An 18,953-nucleotide genomic window follows, 5' to 3' on the forward strand; every position below is an offset into this window, starting at 1 on the left:
ATGTTGAAGAGAGCGAATAGGAAAAAAGGAATGATTGACGGCAGGCATGATCTAACGCAGTTTGGGGAAGAAGAACAGCGGCAGGAGATCATCCCTCACGAACATAGCCATAGAAAAGTAGTTTTCTTAGGGACTATTTGTACGGTGATTTTGGCAGCAACACTAGGCATGATTTCAAACTTCTCCAGTTCAGAAGGAAGTGCCGAGGAGATGGTCGCTAATCGAATCAGTAAGTCTACCGCGGCAGGCGAGACCGTGTTTACGGAGGAGACCAATTCAGGAATCAGCGCAAGGGATTTCGAGGTCACTTTGGGGGATTCCGGGGGTGAGGCGAAAATGCTGATATGGGACTTTAACAGCGAGGATAATGATGAAGTCCAAATCCTTATAAATGGACAGCTGATGCGAGAGAAACTCATATTGGCACACAATCCTGCAGCGCTCTCGATACCGGTTCCGAGTACGGTGACAGTAAAGGGACTAAAGGATAATGGAGCTGGTATATCGTACGCAGTCAAGTTTCCGAATGATAAAGTGACGTATTATAATGTCGTAAGCGTGAATTCGGGTAATACGTATACCGTCAAACCATTATAAATGCCAGAGATGATTATTGAAGTCGAAGAATCTGAGTGCCCTTATTTTCCAGGGGCATTCAGATTCTTTTTAATAAGCTCGGACTTGATAGATACTTGAAACGAAAGATAGAGGGTTTAAACAACTGGTTTTTCAAATCTTGCTATAATAGGTGACATCGGAGAATTACCATTAGTTGCTGATGCTTTTGTTACGCCAGACATGAACCTACTTAGTCAGGGAGTTGATATAGAAATGAACAAAAAAGACATAGCCGACATCCGCAAACACTTCAAAGTGGATGCCGATGCACTCAAAATCGCTGAGATCTACAACATCTATATACGGAAGGAAAGCAATGAGATCTTCTACGAGGAGAGCCGTCCCTTCCCGCTGCTCGAGAAGGAACAACAGGAGCTGTTCCTCGCGAACTTCAAGAAGGTACTCGGCGGAAAGCTCGACGCGAAGCTGTTCGAGGTGAAGTTCCAGCCGCACGAAGACGGGCAGGAAGATCATACGCAGCGCCTTCTGTATGAAGGATTGCGCGCGGAGGACTCGGAAGACTGGCAGGAGAACATGCGACAGATCGCGCTGAAGATGTTCCGCGACGTCCAGTATGAGGACGACATGGTCGTCACCTTCATCCGCGGTCAGTACTATAAGCCGACGAAACGCCACGCGGACGAGACCGACATCGATCCGCGGGACGACGTCTATACGACGCCGCTCATCCTCAGCAGCCTGAACTCGACCGAACTGCCGAAGACGTCGCTCGTGTTCGACTACATCGAGCGCGAGTTCAAGTCGAGCCCGCTCGTCGACCCGGTCATCAAACTCGACACGCCGGTCGGCGGTTTCCTGTTCCCGTGCTTCACGGACAACGCACCGGACGTCAATCATATCCTGTACGCGGCGCACAAGCCGAACCGGCCGGACTTCCAGTTCATCGAGAACGTGCTGAACGGTCAGGAGATCGTCACGGCCGAGGAGGACAAGGCGGTGTTCGAGGAGGTCGTCAAGGCGGTCATCGGCGAGGAAGTGAACGCGCAGACGCTCGCGACGGTCTATGAGGAGATCAACTACCTGCTCGTCGCAGAACAAGAGAAGGAAGACGAAGAGGAGAGCACGCCGGTGCTCGACGCGCGGGAAGTCGAACGCGTGCTGAAGGCGAGCGGCGTCGAGGACGTCGACACTGAGCGGGTCGAACGGGCCTTCAAGCAGGTCGTCGACGACGAACGCTACGAGATGAAGGCAAGCAACATCGTCCCGAGCTACGCCTCGAAGTCGATCAAGATCAGCACGAAGGTCGCGAACATCGCGATCAGCCCGCAAGACTTGCGGTACGTCAAACAAGTCAACTACAAAGGCAAGCGCTGCCTGTTGATCGAAGTGGAAGAGGACACGGTCATCGACGGGTTCAAGCTGATCTCAGAAGACCTGATCGATTAAACGACAAATAAACTGTCAGGGAGGTTCGAATACTATGTCGACTCACCACATCTCATATGCACAACTGCTCCATCGCCTGGAGACGTCCGCGCTCACCCGCAACGAGAACGGCGTCGAGACGGTCATCAAGCCGATACCGGATTCAGACACGAAAGGAACGCTCGACCCGCGCGTGCTTGACGTCGTCCTGAGACAACGTAGTGAGGAACCGGCAACTGAAGCGGAAACGGCGTTTTCGATCGAAGCGATCCGCGCGCAGATGGGCTGGCCGAATCAGGATGTCACGACGAGCGCCATCCGTATTCGGTCGCTCGTCCTGGACGGTGAGAAGGGAAACATCCCGGTGCGGGTCTATGCGCCGAAAGCGGACGAGCTCCTGCCGGGCGTCATCTTCTTCCACGGCGGCGGATTCTTCGGCGGCGACCTCGAGACGGTCGAACATCCATGCAAGGCACTGGCGGAAAAGGCGAACGCGGTCGTCGTCTCGGTCGATTACCGTCTGGCGCCGGAACACCCCTTCCCGGCAGGACTCGAGGATTGCTTCGAGGCGGTCAAATGGGTCCATCGGCATGCGGAGGGGCTCGGCATCGCTAAAGAAAAAATCGCGGTGGCCGGAGACAGCGCCGGCGGGAACTTTGCCGCTGTCTGCGCCATCCTCGATCAGGAACAAGGAACGGACATGATCAAGTACCAGGCGCTGATCTATCCGGTCGTCAATCTCGGGTCGATCGAGACGGACGATTACAGATGGAGTCTCGCGCAATATGACATACACGAGCATGATGAGCTGATCCGGGGCATCGTCTTGTCGCTCGGGGAGTCGGCCGACCTGTTCAACGACATCTACCTGCAAGGAAAAACGGACGTGACGAATCCCTTTGTCTCTCCGTTATTCCATGCTAAAATGAAAGGGCTTCCAGATGCGCTCATCGTCACGGCGGAGTATGACTACCTGCGACTTGAAGGCGAGGCCTACGCAAGGAAACTCGCGCGGGCCGGCGTCGAGACACGGATCGTCCAGTACAGAGGGATGGACCATGCGTTCATCGATAAGCTCGGCGAGTACCCGCAAGCAGAGGATTGCATGAACGAAATCGCAAAAGGGCTCAAGCGCGTCTTCGGATGATTTCGCGCGGAATTTTTCGAAAGCGCTTTCGATAACTGACAGGACTGGTTTATCACGAATTTGAATCTAAGGAGATGACGGGATGAAAAAGTATACGCTCGACTGGAATACATACACGGAACTGGCACGGACTGCGGTCGCGGAAGGGGCCGTCCTGCTCAAGAACGACAAGGAGACGTTGCCGATCGCACCAGGCGCGACGGTCGCGGTGTTCGGACGGAGTCAGTTCAACTACTACAAGAGCGGAACAGGGTCAGGCGGGATGGTCAACGTCTCCTACGTGACGAGTCCGCTCGACGCGCTCAAGGAATGCGCGGACCTTCAGGTGAACGAATCGCTACTGAAGGTCTACGAGGAGTGGGTCGAGAAAAACCCGTTCGATAAAGGGGAGGGGTGGGCCGGAGAGCCGTGGTCGCAAGTCGAGATGGCCGTCACGGACAGCCTGGTCGAAGAGGCTGCTAGTGCATCCGACGTCGCACTGATCCTGATCGGCAGAACGGCCGGCGAGGACCGTGACAACACGGCTGATCCGGGCAGTTACCTGCTGACCGACATCGAGGAAGAGCTGATCAAGAAGGTGACGAAGGCGTTCGCGAAGACGGTCGTCATCCTGAACGTCGGCAACATCATCGACATGAAATGGGCGACGGACTACAGTCCGAGCGCGATCCTCTACAGCTGGCAAGGGGGGATGGAAGGCGGAAGCGGACTCGTCGACGTCCTGACCGGCAAGATCACGCCGTCCGGGAAGCTACCGGATACGATCGCCCGCTCAATCGACGCCTATCCGTCGACGAAGAATTTCGGGGACGCGGACAAGGGCATCTATCAGGAGGATATCTACGTCGGTTACCGCTACTTCGAGACGTTCGCGAAAGGACAGGTCCTCTATCCGTTCGGGTTCGGCCTGTCCTACACGGATTTCGCGCATGAGGTCGTCAAGGCGGCAGAAGACGGCGGAGTCATCACGCTCGAGGTCGCCGTGAGAAATGCGGGCAAGCGGAGCGGCAAGGAAGTCGTCCAGGTGTACGTCGAGAAGCCGCAAGGTGCCCTCGGCAATCCGGCGCGCGCGCTCGTCGCCTTCGAGAAGACGATGCTGCTTGAGGCAGGCGAGCGTGAGACGCTCGTCTTCAAGATTCCGGTCACGGAATTCGCGAGCTACGACGACAGCGGAGCGACTGGACACAAGTCGTCCTACGTCCTGGAAGTGGGGACATATCGCCTCCACGTCGGGACGGACGTCCGCTCGGCGAGCCCAGCCTTCGACTACACGGTCGACGCGCTCCGGGTGATCGAGACGCTGAGTGAGAACATGGCACCGGTCGAGCCGTTCGCACGCATGAAGGCGACGCTCGGCGAAGAAGGATATGAACTGGCGTACGAGGACGTGCCGCTCCGGACGATCGATGTCAAGGAACGCTGCGCAAACGAGCTTCCGGCAGACCGCGCCTATACGGGCGACCGTGGATTCCGGCTTGCGGACGTCCATCATGGAAAGGTCGAGCTCGACGTCTTCCTCGATCAACTGACGGACGAGGACCTCGCCTGCATCGTCCGCGGGCAAGGCATGAACTCGCCGCGCGTGACACCGGGTACGGCCGGCGCGTTCGGCGGCGTCTCGGACGATCTCGAGGCGTGGGGGATCCCTGCCGCTTGTTGCGCCGACGGTCCTTCCGGTATTCGGATGGACATCGGGACGAAGGCGTTCTCCCTGCCGAACGGGACCCTGCTCGCCTCGACCTTCAACCTCTCGTTGATGGAGGATTTGTTCGAGATGACGGGACTCGAGCTGCGTAAGAACCGGGTCGACACGTTGCTCGGACCGGGCATGAACATCCACCGCAATCCGCTGAACGGACGCAACTTCGAGTACTTCTCGGAGGACCCGCACCTGACCGGGCGGATGGCGATCGCTCAGCTGCGCGGGATGCACCGGGTCGGCGTGACCGGCACGCTCAAGCACTTCAGCGCGAACAACCAGGAATTCCACCGGCACGACATCGACTCGGTCGTCTCCGAGCGGGCGCTCCGGGAAATCTACCTGAAAGGGTTCGAGATGGCGGTCAAGGAAGGGGAGGCCCGCTCGATCATGACGACGTACGGCGCCGTCAACGGCGTCTGGACGGCAGGACTGTATGATCAGAACACGCGCATCCTGCGCGGCGAGTGGGGCTTCGACGGCATCGTCATGACGGACTGGTGGGCGAAGATCAACCGGGAAGGCGAAGCCGCGAACAAGTATGACACGGCATCGATGGTCCGCTCGCAAAACGACCTCTACATGGTCATCAGCCAGCCGGACGCGAATCCGTTCGAGGACAACACCATCGCGTCGCTCGCAGAAGGGGAGCTGACGCGCGCTGAGCTGTTGCGGAGTGCTGCGAACATCTGCCGCTTCATCCTTCAGGCACCGGTGATGGAACGGACGCTCGGCCTGCACGACGGCGCGGTCGAGGTGATCGGCCAAGGCGAGGCGTCTGAAGAGGACCTCGACTTCGACGTCGCCTATCAGCACGTCGATGACGGCGGGAGCATCAGCCTCCGCGACGTCGACACGTCGACCGGCAGCACGCACGTCTTCGCGATCTCGATCGATCAGCCGGGGATGTACGAAGTGACGGTCACGGCGCGTTCGCATGCCGGTGAGCTTGCCCAGATGCCGGTGACGCTGTTCGCGAACAACACGCCGTCCGCGACGTTCACGTTCAACGGAAGCGGCGGGGAGCTCGTGACGCAGTCGGCTCAAGTGTTCTTCCTCAACCAGCACAACTACCTATCCCTCTTCTTCGCGCTCGGCGGGCTCGAGGTCGAGGACATGACGTTCAAACTTTCGGATTCGTTCCACATGAAGAACGTTTAAGGGAAACCTGACAATGAATAGCGCATGCGTCTCTGCACGGGATGCAAAGAAGGCAAGCGAGAGACGGATGACGTCCTTCGCTTGCCTTTTATAGTCGATTTTCGATTTCCAGTATAAAAACGTTTTTGCAATGTCAGCAACCCGTGACACTATTTTCTTTAGCAGGTAAAATAAAAGTAAAATATTGTAATTATAGGTGGGATGATCTATCAAAGACATGTTAACGGACAATCTGTTGCGGCACCGGACGAAGACGATCACGATCGAACAGTTGGAGAGGCTGGTTCCACCGACCACGACTTACGAAGTTTTCGCCGAGTTGGTTTTATCCTTCGAAGCAGGAGGCGTACTTGAAATGGTTCGTTCAAGAGGGCGTAACACAAGAACTCCTTCCCTAGCCTATTCATATCGGATCCAAAAGTACCTGCTCCTGGACGCCCACCATGAGGAGTTGAAGAGGTTCCGCCTAAGCCTGCATCCATCCATCAGTCTAGATGCCTATTACCTACTGAGTCCATCCGAATGGGAGAGGAATCGCTCTGACGTCCTGAAAGTTCATTCCTATATCGAGCGGTACGGTTTTCCGGTGACGGAAGTCCCTGCACCGGAGCGCAGCGTCGAGCTGTTCGGTAATGAGAAGACGATCACGGAGGACGGCGGGAAGGAGCTGCTCGAGCGAATCGGCCTTTTGGAAGCGATGAGAATCATCCCCGTCTCGGATCCTCTCATGTTCGCCTTCAATCCAATGAAGGTAAGAAATCCTGTCCAGTACCATCTGATCGTCGAGAACAAGACGACCTATCAGGCGCTGGCAGAGGTGCTGACGGCGACGGCATTCACGACGCTGATCTACGGGAGCGGCAATAAAATCGTTAAAAGCATCGAACAGTTCGATCGTCAGATTCCAATCGAGGCGGAACATGTCCTCTATTATTTCGGGGATCTCGATTGGTCCGGCTTGTCGATTTGGCATCGATTGGACAGAAAGCGGACAGTACTGCCTGCTCTTCCGTTCTATCAGGCGTGTCTGAAAAAAGGCGCACTGGTCGGAAAAACGACGCAACGGGACGATGAGAGGGCATTCGAGTCCTTCGCCGCCCATCTCGAGACGAAGGACGCGCGGCGCGTCAGGGAGGCGCTTGCTGACGGGTGCTATTATCCGCAAGAACTTTTGAAGACGAGCGAATTACAGATGATTTGGAGGGACGCCGTGTGGAAGCGAAGGAACTGACCGGAATCACGTCCGGATATAAGGAGCGGATGCGCAGGGTGGCGCTGTTCGATCCGCTGTTTGAACTCGGACGGAAACAGATGAGGGACGACAGAGGAGAGACGATCGACATGAAGGGGCTCGGGATGTTGACGCTTCTTTACTTTTTTGAGCAGAAGGTGATGCGAAACAACAAGGTAGGCGCGAAGGACGCGGCGGTGTTTCTTCGGACCGCGACAAATGATGCCTATGCCGTTCCTGTTACGCATTGGGACGAGATTGCCTCTGTCATCATCAAGACGTTCCGCCCGCAGACCGGTAAGAAGCGGGAATATCGGTTCGAAGACTGGGAGACCGGACGAACGGGAGAAATCGAGTACGCGATCCTGAAGGCGAACGGATACGATGCGAAAGAAAACGTTCAGTATTACACGCTTGACGAGGACGGGCTCGAGCTCGTCTTCGCGACGAAGGAATTCTACAGCGAGTTTCAATTGTCGATCAACCAATTGATGTTGCGTAAACAGCTTGAAAAAGGAGAGTTCCAAAGTGCGCTCCGGCAAATCAATGAGATGTTCGTCGATGTCGAGGCGCTCGAAGAACGTATCAGCAAACTGCGCCATGAGATACAGCGCAGCATCGTCTCGGAGGAAACTTTCGAGCGCTACAGCCAACTGATTGAGGATGTACACGCGCGTCTGGAACGGGAAAACGAGGAGTTCAAGGAACTGCGCGAATTCGTCACCGATTCGCGGGAACGGCTGTACGAGAAGGACGCCCATCGCAGGGAACCGAAGACGTACGGTTTGATTCTGACGATCGTCCAACGTCTCGAACAGGTCCATTACAGCCACTCCGACCTCCTTCGGCAGATCATCGAGCTGAAGACGCAGACCCTTCGAGCGGCCCAGGAAGCGCTGTACCATACGGGCATCGATGCTTTCAACTTCAACCAGGAAATCGTCTATCGTATCGTCGGCACTCCTCTTGATCCGGACACGATGAAAGGGATGCTGCACCCCTTTCTGTCCATTCAACGAGCGGCGTCATGGTCCCCGTTCGCGGTGTTCGCGGAACAGAACATTCGGGAGAATCGGGAAGCTTCAGACGATTTCGATTTCATGAAAGTCGAAGGTGAAGCGAGGGATGGCGACCAGAAAAGACTGAAGGAAGCGTATGGCGAGATGATGGAGAAGCTGCTCGAAGCGATCGAAGGAGGCGAACGGACGCTGTCCGGATTCGTTGAGACCATCCGGATAAGCGGTAAGGAAGAACTGTTGCAACAGCGTTATTTCTATGACTTCTGGATGATTCTGCACCAGCGCTCACCGCTCCAGGCAGAAGACGCGAAGGGTGAGGAGAACGATCGGCATCTGTTCGACCGCGCACTTGCAAGTCTTGGTGACCGGACGCTCATCGTGCAAGAGCAAAAAATCATCCTCCACGTGACTTCACGTTATAGCATTCAGGAGATGGAGTTCGAAATCAAGGAGGAAATGATCGATGCAATACAGTGAACATAAGGTGCTACAAGCGTTTGACCTCTATTCAGTCCTTGCTCGGGATGGGAACGCCGGAAACGAATACGTGACGCTCTATAAATCCGATGACGCGATCAGGGGACTCGTCGATCGTTTCGCCCTGCATGTCGACTGCGTCGTCGTCTTCACTGGAGAGCAGATGTATTTGATCCCAAAGACGAAGTTATCCGTCTTTCACGTCAACAACGATTACATCAAGAAGACGTATTTGCGAGCGAACGCGACGAACGCAGACATCTACCTGCTCTACTTCGGGACGATCGTCCTATTCGGCGCGTTCTACGACAGTTACCAGACGATCGAGCCGACCCGTTCATTCATCACGCTTGAGGAGTGGGCTGCGCTCGTCTCGGAGCGGATCGGGATTCTGAAGGAGCACGACGAGGAGACGCTTCGAAAGAGCGAGCAGGAATTCTCCTATAACTGGATGCAAATCATCGAGAAGTGGGATGACATGGATGATATCCGCGAAACGGCGAAGAAACAGAGCGGCAATACGATCAGCCGGCTCAGTTTCATGGATACGATCAAGCGTTTCCTCGTTCATCAGCAACTCGCAGACGAAATCGGCCATAACGAGGTCGCCTTGACCGAAAAAGCGAAGACGATCGTTCAGCGCTATTTCATGGAACTCGAGTATAACAAAGGAATCCTCGAATTCCTTTATCAATGGGAGGATGAAGCAGATGCCGTCAATAAATAAAATTCGTTTCACGAACGTCGTCTACGAGGACGGAATGAAGCGCTACAACGATGAGATATTTCATTTCGACGGCTTCAACGGGGCGCTTGTCCTCGAGAATGGCGGCGGCAAGACGGTATTCATCCAGACGGCACTGCAGGCCATTCTGCCGCATACGAATCTGTCGGAACGGAAAATCCGCCATACCCTCCAACTTGACAACTACCCGGCGCACATCGCGATCGAATGGCTGCTGAGTGAATCACCGCGTCGGTACGTCGTCACGTGCGTCAGCCTATTTTTGGCGAAAAACGAATTGAATTCCTATCGTTATGTCTATCCCTATGTCAACGGGGATCCGAACGGGATCGAAGGAATTCCGTTCGTCCGGAAAGGAACGAATCGACCGTCGGACCGGGGGGAGATCTCGGAGTACTATCAACAGATGACGCAGCGACACATCGGAGCGGAAACGTTCTCGACGATCAAAGCGTTCCAGGAACATATCGAGGAGCACTACCATATCATCAAGAATGAATGGGAAGCGATCGTTCAAATCAACAGTACGGAGGGCGGTGTGGAGGCGTTTTTCGACGAATGCAGACAGACGAGACAGCTGCTCGACCGCTTGTTGATCCCGACCGTGGAGCGGGCGATCGCAGGACATTCCGAGCAAGCATTCGCCGATACGTTTGAGACACATCGAGACAGCTTTAAGCAGTATAAGGAGCTGAAGCGTCAAATCATCGAGAATCAACGTATCGAGAATCGGTTGACCGATTACGTGGAGACCTTCTTGCGCCTCGACGAGAAAGAGCAAACCTATTTGCGACATAAGCAAGACGCAAAGGCCATCATGCAGCTTCTGTGGCGGCAAAAGGAAGAGAATCGGCTGCTCGTCGAGAAACTGATGGAGGAGCACTCGGCGGCAGAAGCTGAATCACGTCTGCTTGAAATCAAAGGGCTGTCGGTCGAACTTAGGCGAGAGGAGGAGGAACTGACCAAGCGTAAGCAAGCGTATGCCCGCGCCGAACAGACGTGGGAAACGAGGGAACACGAGCACGCTGCCGTCAGCCGAGAATACCACTCCCTCCAATTGGCTGAAATCGAGCTCAGCTTGAAGACGGAGCAGGAACGTTTGAGCTGGCTTGAGAGAGAACTTGAAAAGATCGACCTGGATGAGAAGCTGCAGGATTTGAAACAGCAGTTCGATCACAATACAGGAGAGCTGGCTGGCTACTACCAGGAAGAGAGAAGCAAGACGGCGGAGCAGCTGGTTCCTGTTGAGGAACAGCTCGTGTCGATCGAGGCGGACATCGGATTGAAGGCGGAACGGATACGCCAGGCGAAGTCGGAATACGGAGAGATGAAGACGCAGTTCGATAAATTGGCAGGGCAATTGGAACAGCAGCAATCGGAGCAGGAAAAGACGAGGAATCGCCTGTTGTCGAATCCTCAGCAGGAGACGGTGAGCGATCAGCTGAAACAATGGATCATACGGTCGAATCAGCTGGATGAAGAAGGAGCGCGTCTTCGGACGGAACAGAAGAAACTGCAGGAGCAGATGTCCGCAGGCGAACAGGAGATGGAAGAAACGATCCGGGCAAAGGAACACCAGGGCAAGATGCTGGCTGCGCTAGATGAGAAGATGCATCAATTGCACGCGCAGCAAGCAACGCTCCTTTCGGTGCTCGGTCGCTTGTACGCGCCTTGGGAAAGGACGGAATCCGTCTATTTGAAGCAGGAGACGTTCAGACAGCGGATACAGGACGAGCTTTCGCGACTGGAGCGGAAACGGGAAGACCTGTTGCTCGAGGAGAGAAGAGCACATCGCTTCAAGGATGACTATGAAGGGCAGCAACGATTTTTCGCGGATCCCGTCATCGAGAGACGATTGCCGCAGTGGAGTCATCAGGTTGGATCGATCGAGACAGGAATCGAGTACATCCGAACGCTTGGCGAGCAGGAGCGATCTTTTGCTGTGTCCTACCCCCTATGGGCGACGACCCTCGTCACGCTCAGTTCGTGCAAACCGGCGCTTCTCCAAAAGCTCGATCAAATCCGAACTGAAATGCAGTTCCCGATTTTCGTCTTATCGACCGAAGAGGCACGTGCGATCGTCAAAGGGGAGCAGACGGACTGGGAAGCGGTCACTCCTCACCATTGGCGCAAGAACGAAAGCGATACATCATTCGAGGAATGGAAGCGACAAATCGAGGATGGTGCCATCCGTGCGAAGAAGGAGCGGGAAGCGTGCGAGGGACGCATCAAGGAATGGGAACAGGGCCAAGAGAACATTCGGACTTTTCTTGAAACCTATCCGCGGGAACGATATGAGTCGTATCGGGACGAACAGGCGGAAACACGCGCAAAGCTCGACTTGGCGCAAAAACGACAGAACGAGCTGAAAGGTTCGATCCTATCATGGAAACAGCAATTCGAGGCACAAGCGACGCGCATCACGCGCACCGCTTCTGAATACGACGGTCTCGCTGTCCGGATCAAGGATGGAATCGAATATGAACGCCGAGAAAAGGAGATGCAGGAAAGAAGGATAGCGCAGGAGGAAAAACGGGGTCACATGGAGGCGCTCGATGACAGGATGAACATGATGAAGGAAGAAGAAGCGCGCCTTCGGGATCAAGCCCTCGTACTCAAGGAGACTCAGCGCTCCCTTCATGGCGTCCTCGTGAAATTTGACGAAGAAATGGAACGCCTGGGGCTGTCCGGCATAGAACCGATTTTTACTGGAATGACGAAAAGTGTGTTGCTCGAGCAACGAGATGATTTGAAACGAAAGCTTGACGGCACCTCGTCAGAGCGGAACGAGATTCAGATTCAAATCGATGGATGTCGTAAAAAGATAGGCGAAGAACGACGGCGGGAAAACAGGTTGAGAGAGGAACATCCAGCGGATCAATTCATCCCGGATTTCGTTTTCCCTGAGAATGGGAATGAACGGTTAATTGAGCTGTTGGGGCAGAAGAAGAGGCTTGAGTCGGAAGTCAAAGCAGCTGACGATTCGTTGACGAAGGCGAACAGTGAAAAAATCAAACAACAGTCCCGTGTCGAGCGAATCGAAGAGAAGTTCGTTGAGTCGTTCGCAGATGAACAGCCATTATCCTTTACAGAGTTATGGACGGTCGTCGAAACAGCACTCGAAAAAGAAAAACGGGCGCTTGGCGAGAGAAAGGCGCATCTCGCACGGGAGGAGGTCCGCATCCGCAAGGAACAAGACAGCATGAGAGAGGCGGAACGCAAACTCGAGAAATTTGAATACAGGCATCTTTTTACGGGACCTTCCGTGACAGCTTCCGTGTTGACGACCGAGCAGGAGAACGACTTCACCTACGGGCGTGGCGCTGTCGCCGATAAAATCGGCGAGTATCTGAATCGAGCTGAAGCGATGGTGGAACAGGAGAAAGGGAAAGTCGACCGAGAAAAGGAGGCGTTCAAAACCTTCTGCAAAACGCATATCTCGAACATCAAGATGAGGGAAATGGCGCGACAGGGTATTGAACGCAAACAGTCCTATCAGGAGATCGTCGCTTTCCATGAGTTGATGAAGGTACGCATTCAGACGGCCATCAAGTACTGTGACGAAAACATCATGCAGCACGACAAGATGCTTGAACAATATGTGCTCCATATCCAGAACCACCTCCGTACGGTGGTCGAGGAGTTGGCGCTGATTCCTCGGAAAACGAAAGTGAAGACAGAGGAAAAATGGAAAGAGATTTTCAAGTTCACGATTCCGGAATGGACAGAGGAGGACGGAAAGCTACGGATTCGCAGGCACATCGAATGGATTCTCGAAGAGCTGGATAAAGGACTCACTTCAGGACGCTTCCTGAACTCGGAAGGTCAGGAAGACGCTGGCAAGGTCCGTCGGCATATCGAAATGTGGACCCACTCGAAGCAACTGCTACAGACGGTGATGGATGGAAAAGAAATCCGGGTGGCGTGCCGAAAAGTGACGAATGACAATCAAATCAGCACGAAATCCTACTCGTGGGATGAATCGAATGCTTGGTCAGGCGGAGAGAAATGGAGTAAGAACATGGCGCTCTTCCTCGGCATCCTGAGCTACACGGCGGAGAAGCAGAAGCATGCCATCCCGAACATGAGACGGCATCGCTCCGTCATCATGGACAATCCGTTTGGCAAGGCGTCGAGCAATCACGTCCTCAGCCCCGTATTCTTCATCGCGGAACAACTAGGTTTCCAAATCATCGCGCTTACGGCCCACGCTGAAGGAAAGTTCTTGAAGGACTATTTTCCAGTCATCTACAGCTGTCGACTGAGACAGGCGGTCGATTCGAACCGTCAAATCATGACGACCGAAAAACATATCCATCAGGCGTTCTTCAGGGACCACGAACCGAGAATGCTCGAACACATCGGGGATATGGAACAATTAGAATTGTTGTAACTAAAACAGGCAAGCGGAAGACCGATGACGTCCTTCGCTTGCCTATTCGTATATATCTTTCCTGTGTCCGACTTCGAGTCTCAAAATCGTGATCGTTTCGTCATTGATGTCCGCGATCAAGCGATAGGCACCTACCCGGTATCGGCATTCACCTGAACGGTTCGAGACGAGTCCTTTACCATGACGTCGGGGATCATCCGTTCCGACGAGATTTTTCTTGATCCAGGCCATGATGAGACGGGCTTGGTGAGGATCCATCTTCTTAAGTGCTTTTCGTGCGCCATGTTCGAATTCGACTTGATAACTGCTCATTCGAGATCAAGTTCCTTCATCATGTCATCGAAGGAGATGCTTTCTGATTTCTCTTTGTGTCGTCTCATTGCATCGTGATAAAGAGAGAGGTCCAGGTCATCCTCGATCTTCTCGAGGACAGACTCACGAAACAAGGCAGATAGGCTGATATTCTTTGCTTTGGCATACTCTTTGATCAATCGTTCATCCCGATCATCCAGCCGAAGTGAAATCGTACTCATAAAAATCGCCTCCTTGTAATACATTGTATTACATATGTGTGGAAGGTACACCTGGGATGAGGAATGAATGGATACGAAAAGAGGAGCCGCATGATGCGACCCCTCTCAAAGAAATCCGATTTCTCAGGAAACCGTGAATGAATTCACTTCGTGGATGCCTTCGGTCTCGACGAATTCGTCGAGCATCGCCCGGACCTCGTCCGTCGAGTTCGTCTCCATCAGACGGACGCGGAGCTCACTCGCCCCGCGGAAGCCGCGGACGTAGATCTTGAAGAAACGGCGGAGCGGTTTGAAGAGGCGCGGTTCGAACTCGGCCGAATATTTGTCGTGCAGGTCGAGCTGGAGACGAAGGAGATCGAGCAGTTCCGTGCTCGTATGTTCCTTCTTCTCGACTTCGAACGCGAACGGGTTGTGGAAGATCCCGCGCCCGATCATGACGCCGTCGATGCCGTACTTCTCGACGAGTTCCATCCCGTGCTGACGATCCGCGATGTCCCCGTTGATCGTCAGGAGGGTGTGCGGTGCGATCTCGTCGCGCAGCTGCTTGATCTCCGGGATCAGTTCCCAGTGTGCCGGCACGCTGCTCATCTCTTTCTTCGTCCGCAAGTGGATCGAGAGGTTCGCGATGTCCTGCTCGAGGATGTGGCGCAGCCAGGCGCGCCATTCGTCGACGTTCGTGTAGCCGAGGCGCGTCTTGACGCTGACCGGCAGTCCGCCGGCCTTCGCCGCCTGGATCAATTCAGCAGCGACCTCGGGACGAAGGATGAGGCCTGAGCCTTTTCCGTTCGCAGCGACGTTCTGGACAGGGCAGCCCATGTTGATGTCGATTCCGCGGAAGCCCATCTCGGCCATGCCGATGCTCATCTCGCGGAAGAACTCCGGTTTGTCCCCCCAGATGTGGGCGACGATCGGTTGCTCGTCCTCCGTGAACTCGAGACGTCCCCGGACGCTCTGCTTGCCCTTCGGATGGCAATAGCTCTCTGTATTCGTGAATTCCGTGAAGAACACGTCAGGCCGCGCCGCTTCTGCGACGACGTGGCGGAAGACGACGTCAGTGACGTCTTCCATCGGCGCGAGCACGAAGAACGGCCGCGGCAGTTCCTGCCAAAAGTTATCTTTCATCATATATCAAACTCTTTTCTTTTAAGGATTAAAAAATTTCATCAACTATACACTTTAAGGGTAATGGCCGAAAAGTGCAAGGGCGCGACTTCCTGTCACGACGCGCATCAACGGCATGATTCGCCCGGCGCATCACCTAGCAAACATTGACAGCGTTTTTATACAGTCTCCCCCTGAAATACGCTATGATAGAGTTATGTTTCAAAGGGGCGGGGGTTTGCCCCATATCGTGAATTCGCAGGAGGGCCTGCGCTTAGGGGGAAAGGGAATATGAGCAGCAACCATGGCAAGACGGACGTGATTTTGATCGGGGCAGGCGTCATGAGCGCGACGCTCGGCGTGATGCTGAAGGAGCTTGCGCCGGAGTGGAACATCAAGGTGTTCGAGAAGCTCGGAAGCGCCGGGGAAGAGAGCTCGAACGAGTGGAACAACGCGGGCACGGGGCATGCCGCGCTGTGTGAACTGAACTATACGTCGGAGAAGGCGGACGGGACCGTCGACATCTCGAAGGCGATCAAGGTCAACGAGCAGTTCCAGCTGTCACGCCAGTTCTGGGCACATCTCGTCGAACGCGGCCTGATCGAGCGCCCGCAGGACTTCATCATGCCGATCCCGCATATGAGCCTCGTAGAAGGTGAAGCGAACGTCGATTTTCTGAAGCGCCGAATGGAAGCGCTGTCAGCGAATCCGTTGTTCGAAGGGATGGAAATCTCGGATGACCCGGCGAAGCTGAAGGAATGGATCCCGCTCATCATGGATGGACGCGAGACGGACACGCCGATCGCCGCGACGAAGATCGATTCAGGGACGGACGTCAACTTCGGTGCGCTGACGCGGATGCTGTTCGCGTATCTCGAACGCGAAGGCGTCGAGCTGAACTATAAGCACGCCGTCGAGGATCTGAAGCAGGAGAGTGACGGGACATGGGGGCTGAAGATCCGTGACCTCGAAGGCGGCAAGATCGAACATCATACGGCACCGTTCGTCTTCATCGGCGGAGGCGGCGGAAGCCTCCATCTGCTGCAGAAGACAGGCATCCCGGAGTCGAGACAGATCGGCGGCTTCCCGGTCAGCGGACTGTTCCTCGTCTGCGACGACCCGGCGATCGCCGAGCAGCACCACGCGAAAGTATATGGTAAGGCGAAGGTCGGCGCACCGCCGATGTCGGTGCCGCACCTCGATACACGCTACATCGACGGCAAGAAGACGCTCCTGTTCGGACCGTTCGCCGGCTTCTCGCCGAAGTTCCTGAAGACGGGATCGAATCTCGACCTGATCCGGTCGGTCAAGCCGAACAACCTCGTCACGATGCTCGCTGCCGGCGCGAAGGAGATGCCGCTGACGAAGTATTTGATCGAGCAGGTCCTCCTGTCGAACGACAAGCGGATGGACGAGTTGCGCGAGTTCATCCCGAATGCGAAGAACGAGGACTGGCGCGTCGTCGTCGCCGGTCAGCGCGTTCAGGTCATCAAGGATACGGACGCCGGGCGCGGCACGCTCCAGTTCGGCACGGAAGTCGTCAGCGCGGCTGACGGTTCGGTCGCAGCACTTCTCGGGGCGTCACCTGGTGCCTCGACTGCCGTCCACGTCATGCTCGAAGTGCTCGGGAAATGCTTCCCGGAGCGGATGACGGAATGGGAGCCGAAGCTCAAGGAGATGATCCCGTCATACGGCCTCTCGCTGACGGACCATCCGGAACTGTTCAAGCAGGTCCATGCCGATACGGCGCGCGTCCTCAAGCTCGACACTGGGGACGTACCGGCGGAGTCGGTACGAGACAAAGCGAATTGATGAAGAAACCTTCCCTTCTCAGAGAGTTGGGAAGGTTTTTTGTCGCATGATCAAGGGAAAATCCAGATGGGCTGAAAATGAAGGACCGATTCGTGTGACTTCCAATAATTTTGACGGGAAATTGATCCAAACTGTCCGATTTTTCGTATAGTATATAGGATGCACACTTGATTCGGATGACTCCCTTTTGATTTAGCAGTGAACATCAAAGGATGGAGCCTTGCAAGACGCGACGCGTCTCCGGGCACACCGATCATGAAAACAAAAGGAGACCGTCTATGAGGTATAGTGATGATGCGCAATTGTATCGCCGCATCCAGGCGAAAGATAAGGAAGCACTCGAACTGCTGTACGACCGGTATGAGAAGCTGCTCTTCTCGTTCCTCTGTAAGCTGACGTCCGACCGGGAACTCGCCGAGGAAGCGATGCAGGAAGTGTTCGTCAAGATATGGCGGGGCATCGGGCATTATGATGAGAGTAAAGGCAAGTTCACGTCCTGGTTGTTCACGATGGCGCGGAACGCGGCGATCGATCTCGTCCGCAAGCGCAAGGAGCCGACCGCACCGATCGAAGCGGCAGGAGAGGTGGCGAGCAGCGAGGCGTCGGTCGAAGATGCTTTCGAATGGAAGGAAGAACGCCTGAAGGTACAGGCGGCTGTCGCGAAGCTCTCGGAAGACCAGCGTGACGTCATCGATCTGATGTATTTCAAGGGATATACACAGCAGAAGATATCCGACGTGCACGGCATCCCGCTCGGGACGGTGAAGAGCAGGATCCGCCTCGCATTGTCGAACTTGAAGAAGATACTACACGCCGAACGGGAAAGGGGGGGATGAGATGGACAAGATGAATTGTGATCGCCTGATCGATTACTTCAACCAGAATTTGTCTGACGAGGACAAGGCACGCTTCGAGATGCATTTGAAGGAATGTCCGCAGTGCCAGGCCGAACTGAAGGAATGGGGCGAGCTGACAGGGGATCTCGTTTATCTGTCGGAACCCGTCGCACCTCCTGCAGGAATGAAAGGGCGCATCCTCGACCGCGTCTTCGAAGAGGAACCGGCAGTCGCACCGGACGCCGGGAAGCAAGCTGAAGTCAAACCGTTCCCGGCGAAGCGCAGGAACTGGTGGGCACCACTCCTCGCAGCGGCGCTCTTCCTTTCTCTGCTCGGCAACGGGTATGCCTGGACGATGCTGAACAAGGAAGAAGCGGCCGACCCCGTCGCAGGCATCGATGACGTCAAGCTACAGAGCGACACGGATTCGACCGGTGACGCATCGCTGTTCGAGAAGGACGGCAAGTTGAACGTTCTCGTCGAGGCCGGAAAGCTGAAACCGCTCGAGGGCGATCAAGTCTATCAGGTCTGGCTCCTCAAGGACGGTAAGCCGGTCCCGGCCGGCGCGTTCGAACCGGACGCGAGCGGCAAGGGCGCCGTCTACCATACGATCGACGATGACGGGACGAAGTGGGATACGATTGCGATCACACTGGAACCGAAGGCGGGGAACACGTTGCCGGAAGGCGAGATCGTCCTCAGCTCGGCGCTGACACTGTGAACATTGATCCGACTGCCGAAACAGGCAGCCGGGTCTTTTTTTATTTTTTTTGCATAAAAGTGATCCAAACGAGA

Annotated in this window: 14 protein-coding genes; 11 read left to right on the forward strand and 3 right to left on the reverse strand. The window is 55.0% G+C overall.

What is annotated here, in order from left to right; genetic code table 11:
• From DFG60_RS11605 to DFG60_RS11640, 8 genes are all read left to right on the forward strand, one after another.
• Positions 1-597 carry a hypothetical protein gene (locus DFG60_RS11605; protein ID WP_114571937.1) on the forward strand — a complete coding sequence of 199 codons (597 nt, stop codon included), beginning with the start codon at positions 1-3 and terminating at the stop codon, positions 595-597.
• 234 nt (positions 598-831) lie between these two features.
• Complete coding sequence (locus tag DFG60_RS11610) at positions 832-2,025, forward strand: DUF4317 domain-containing protein (protein WP_114571938.1); 1,194 nt, start codon at positions 832-834, stop codon at positions 2,023-2,025.
• 34 nt (positions 2,026-2,059) lie between these two features.
• Positions 2,060-3,151 (forward strand): alpha/beta hydrolase, encoded by a 1,092-nt coding sequence (locus tag DFG60_RS11615; protein WP_114571939.1) that lies wholly within the window; start codon positions 2,060-2,062, stop codon positions 3,149-3,151.
• A gap of 82 nt (positions 3,152-3,233) precedes the next feature.
• Positions 3,234-6,011, forward strand: coding sequence for a glycoside hydrolase family 3 protein (locus DFG60_RS11620; RefSeq protein ID WP_114571940.1), 2,778 nt, complete (start codon positions 3,234-3,236; stop codon positions 6,009-6,011).
• Between the two features lie 217 nt (positions 6,012-6,228).
• Positions 6,229-7,242, forward strand: coding sequence for a Wadjet anti-phage system protein JetD domain-containing protein (locus DFG60_RS11625; RefSeq protein WP_114571941.1), 1,014 nt, complete (start codon positions 6,229-6,231; stop codon positions 7,240-7,242).
• Positions 7,224-8,738 (forward strand): replicative DNA helicase, encoded by a 1,515-nt coding sequence (locus DFG60_RS11630; RefSeq protein WP_114571942.1) that lies wholly within the window; start codon positions 7,224-7,226, stop codon positions 8,736-8,738. Before DFG60_RS11625 ends, DFG60_RS11630 begins: the two co-directional genes overlap by 19 nt.
• A complete protein-coding gene (locus tag DFG60_RS11635; protein ID WP_114571943.1) occupies positions 8,725-9,465 on the forward strand; it encodes a DUF6063 family protein in 741 nt (246 codons plus the stop codon). The genes DFG60_RS11630 and DFG60_RS11635 overlap by 14 nt, the downstream gene beginning before the upstream one ends.
• On the forward strand, positions 9,449-13,876 hold the full coding sequence (locus DFG60_RS11640) for a coiled-coil domain-containing protein (RefSeq protein WP_114571944.1): 4,428 nt from the start codon (positions 9,449-9,451) through the stop codon (positions 13,874-13,876). Before DFG60_RS11635 ends, DFG60_RS11640 begins: the two co-directional genes overlap by 17 nt.
• Before the next feature lie 42 nt (positions 13,877-13,918).
• Here DFG60_RS11640 and DFG60_RS11645 read toward each other — a convergent pair whose 3' ends face one another.
• The 3 genes from DFG60_RS11645 to DFG60_RS11655 all read right to left on the reverse strand — a co-directional run bounded on the left by DFG60_RS11645 (position 13,919) and on the right by DFG60_RS11655 (position 15,531).
• The gene (locus DFG60_RS11645) at positions 13,919-14,188 is read right to left on the reverse strand and encodes a type II toxin-antitoxin system RelE family toxin (protein WP_114571945.1); all 270 of its coding nucleotides are present in this window, start codon (positions 14,186-14,188) and stop codon (positions 13,919-13,921) included.
• Positions 14,185-14,409, reverse strand: coding sequence for a type II toxin-antitoxin system RelB family antitoxin (gene relB, locus DFG60_RS11650; RefSeq protein ID WP_114571946.1), 225 nt, complete (start codon positions 14,407-14,409; stop codon positions 14,185-14,187). Before relB ends, DFG60_RS11645 begins: the two co-directional genes overlap by 4 nt.
• A gap of 123 nt (positions 14,410-14,532) precedes the next feature.
• Positions 14,533-15,531: a tRNA dihydrouridine synthase gene (locus DFG60_RS11655; RefSeq protein ID WP_114571978.1), complete on the reverse strand. Its 999-nt coding sequence runs from the start codon at positions 15,529-15,531 to the stop codon at positions 14,533-14,535.
• 270 nt (positions 15,532-15,801) lie between these two features.
• Between DFG60_RS11655 and DFG60_RS11660 the strand changes: the two genes are divergently transcribed.
• The 3 genes from DFG60_RS11660 to DFG60_RS11670 all read left to right on the forward strand — a co-directional run bounded on the left by DFG60_RS11660 (position 15,802) and on the right by DFG60_RS11670 (position 18,879).
• On the forward strand, positions 15,802-17,322 hold the full coding sequence (locus tag DFG60_RS11660; protein WP_114571947.1) for a malate:quinone oxidoreductase: 1,521 nt from the start codon (positions 15,802-15,804) through the stop codon (positions 17,320-17,322).
• Between the two features lie 278 nt (positions 17,323-17,600).
• Positions 17,601-18,158 carry an RNA polymerase sigma factor gene (locus DFG60_RS11665; protein WP_114571948.1) on the forward strand — a complete coding sequence of 186 codons (558 nt, stop codon included), beginning with the start codon at positions 17,601-17,603 and terminating at the stop codon, positions 18,156-18,158.
• Position 18,159: 1 nt separating this feature from the next.
• A complete protein-coding gene (locus DFG60_RS11670) occupies positions 18,160-18,879 on the forward strand; it encodes an anti-sigma factor (RefSeq protein ID WP_114571949.1) in 720 nt (239 codons plus the stop codon).
• The last annotated feature ends 74 nt before the right edge of the window (positions 18,880-18,953 follow it).

The organism is Exiguobacterium flavidum, from assembly GCF_003344535.1.
GTDB lineage: Bacteria > Bacillota > Bacilli > Exiguobacteriales > Exiguobacteriaceae > Exiguobacterium_A > Exiguobacterium_A flavidum.